2 rRNA genes are annotated in these 3,404 nt (G+C 47.9%); both read left to right on the forward strand.

Annotated elements, in window-relative coordinates:
* Positions 1–181: 181 nt before the first annotated feature.
* Positions 182–3,102 (forward strand): 23S ribosomal RNA (locus KA926_RS13575).
* Positions 3,103–3,179: 77 nt separating this feature from the next.
* Positions 3,180–3,294 (forward strand): 5S ribosomal RNA (gene rrf, locus KA926_RS13580).
* The last annotated feature ends 110 nt before the right edge of the window (positions 3,295–3,404 follow it).

Here is a 3,404-nt window from a genome sequence, read left to right on the forward strand (position 1 = left end):
TTGTACATTGAAAACTAGATAAGTAAGTAAAATTTATGATTTTACCAAGCAAAACCGAGTGAATAAGAGTTTTAAATAAGCTTGAATTCAAAAAGAAATAATCGCTAGTGTTCGAAAGAACACTCACAGATTAATAACATTTTGGGTTTTCAACCGACGGTTGTCGAGTTGAAAGCAAATAGATTAAGTTATTAAGGGCGCACGGTGGATGCCTTGGCACTAGAAGCCGATGAAGGACGTTACTAACGACGATATGCTTTGGGGAGCTGTAAGTAAGCTGTGATCCAAAGATTTCCGAATGGGGAAACCCAATACGAGTTATGTCGTATTATCGATACGTAAATACATAGCGTATCGAAGGTAGACGCGGAGAACTGAAACATCTTAGTACCCGCAGGAAGAGAAAGAAAAATCGATTCCCTGAGTAGCGGCGAGCGAAACGGGAATAGCCCAAACCAACGAGCTTGCTTGTTGGGGTTGTAGGACACTCTATACGGAGTTACAAAGGAATAGATTAGACGAAGCATCTGGAAAGATGCATCAAAGAAGGTAATAATCCTGTAGTCGAAAATCTGTTCTCTCTTGAGTGGATCCTGAGTACGACGGAACACGAGAAATTCCGTCGGAATCCGGGAGGACCATCTCCCAAGGCTAAATACTCTCTAGTGACCGATAGTGAACCAGTACCGTGAGGGAAAGGTGAAAAGTACCCCGGAAGGGGAGTGAAAGAGAACTTGAAACCGTGTGCTTACAAGTAGTCAGAGCCCGTTAATGGGTGATGGCGTGCCTTTTGTAGAATGAACCGGCGAGTTACGATTTGATGCAAGGTTAAGCAGTGAATGTGGAGCCGTAGCGAAAGCGAGTCTGAATAGGGCGTTGAGTATTTGGTCGTAGACCCGAAACCAGGTGATCTACCCTTGACCAGGTTGAAGTTCAGGTAACACTGAATGGAGGACCGAACCGACTTACGTTGAAAAGTGAGCGGATGAGTTGAGGGTAGCGGAGAAATTCCAATCGAACCTGGAGATAGCTGGTTCTCTCCGAAATAGCTTTAGGGCTAGCCTCAAGTGATGATTATTGGAGGTAGAGCACTGTTTGGACGAGGGGCCCTTATCGGGTTACCGAATTCAGACAAACTCCGAATGCCAATCAATTTAACTTGGGAGTCAGAACGCGGGTGATAAGGTCCGTGTTCGAAAGGGAAACAGCCCAGACCACCAGCTAAGGTCCCAAAATATATGTTAAGTGGAAAAGGATGTGGCGTTGCCCAGACAACTAGTATGTTGGCTTAGAAGCAGCCATCATTTAAAGAGTGCGTAATAGCTCACTAGTCGAGTGACACTGCGCCGAAAATGTACCGGGGCTAAACATATTACCGAAGCTGTGGATTGTCCGTAGGACAATGGTAGGAGAGCGTTCTAAGGGCGTTGAAGCATGATCGTAAGGACATGTGGAGCGCTTAGAAGTGAGAATGCCGGTGTGAGTAGCGAAAGACGGGTGAGAATCCCGTCCACCGATTGACTAAGGTTTCCAGAGGAAGGCTCGTCCGCTCTGGGTTAGTCGGGTCCTAAGCTGAGGCCGATAGGCGTAGGCGATGGATAACAGGTTGATATTCCTGTACCACCATGAATCGTTTTAAGCGATGGGGGGACGCAGTAGGATAGGCGAAGCGTACGATTGGATTGTACGTCCAAGCAGTAAGACTGAGTGTTAGGCAAATCCGGCACTCTTAAGGTCAAGCTGTGATGGGGAGAGGAAATTGTTTCCTCGAGTCGTTGATTTCACACTGCCGAGAAAAGCCTCTAGCTAGATTTATGGTGCCCGTACCGCAAACCGACACAGGTAGTCAAGATGAGAATTCTAAGGTGAGCGAGCGAACTCTCGTTAAGGAACTCGGCAAAATGACCCCGTAACTTCGGGAGAAGGGGTGCTCTTTAGGGTTCACGCCCAGGAGAGCCGCAGTGAATAGGCCCAAGCGACTGTTTATCAAAAACACAGGTCTCTGCTAAACCGTAAGGTGATGTATAGGGGCTGACGCCTGCCCGGTGCTGGAAGGTTAAGAGGAGTGGTTAGCTTCTGCGAAGCTACGAATCGAAGCCCCAGTAAACGGCGGCCGTAACTATAACGGTCCTAAGGTAGCGAAATTCCTTGTCGGGTAAGTTCCGACCCGCACGAAAGGCGTAACGATTTGGGCACTGTCTCAACGAGAGACTCGGTGAAATCATAGTACCTGTGAAGATGCAGGTTACCCGCGACAGGACGGAAAGACCCCGTGGAGCTTTACTGTAGTCTGATATTGAAATTCGGTACAGCTTGTACAGGATAGGTAGGAGCCTTAGATACGTGAGCGCTAGCTTACGTGGAGGCGTTGGTGGGATACTACCCTCGCTGTATTGGATTTCTAACCCGCACCATTAATCATGGTGGGAGACAGTGTCAGATGGACAGTTTGACTGGGGCGGTCGCCTCCTAAAGAGTAACGGAGGCGCTCAAAGGTTTCCTCAGAATGGTTGGAAATCATTCATAGAGTGTAAAGGCACAAGGAAGCTTGACTGCGAGACTTACAAGTCGAGCAGGGTCGAAAGACGGACTTAGTGATCCGGTGGTTCCGCATGGAAGGGCCATCGCTCAACGGATAAAAGCTACCCCGGGGATAACAGGCTTATCTCCCCCAAGAGTTCACATCGACGGGGAGGTTTGGCACCTCGATGTCGGCTCATCGCATCCTGGGGCTGTAGTCGGTCCCAAGGGTTGGGCTGTTCGCCCATTAAAGCGGTACGCGAGCTGGGTTCAGAACGTCGTGAGACAGTTCGGTCCCTATCCGTCGTGGGCGTAGGAAATTTGAGAGGAGCTGTCCTTAGTACGAGAGGACCGGGATGGACATACCTCTGGTGTACCAGTTGTCGTGCCAACGGCATCGCTGGGTAGCTATGTATGGACGGGATAAGTGCTGAAAGCATCTAAGCATGAAGCCCCCCTCAAGATGAGATTTCCCAACTTCGGTTATAAGATCCCTCAAAGATGATGAGGTTAATAGGTTCGAGGTGGAAGCATAGCGATATGTGGAGCTGACGAATACTAATCGATCGAAGACTTAATCAAATTTAAAAGTTTTGTTGGTTGAACTAAATTTTACTTACTATCTAGTTTTGAATGTATAATAGTTATACATGATATTGTCTGGTGACTATAGCAAGGAGGTCACACCTGTTCCCATGCCGAACACAGAAGTTAAGCTCCTTAGCGCCGATGGTAGTCGGACTTACGTTCCGCAAGAGTAGGACGTTGCCAGGCAATTAAGTCCCGAAAGGCTCTCTTTTTAATCATCAAAAGGAGCTGAACTTCCACTTCGAAGAACTGTAAACTGACAAAAGAAAGCGTTTGAAGATGACGCTGTGATCGAA

The organism is Staphylococcus sp. GDY8P94P (genome assembly GCF_017892255.1).
Lineage (GTDB): Bacteria > Bacillota > Bacilli > Staphylococcales > Staphylococcaceae > Staphylococcus > Staphylococcus cohnii.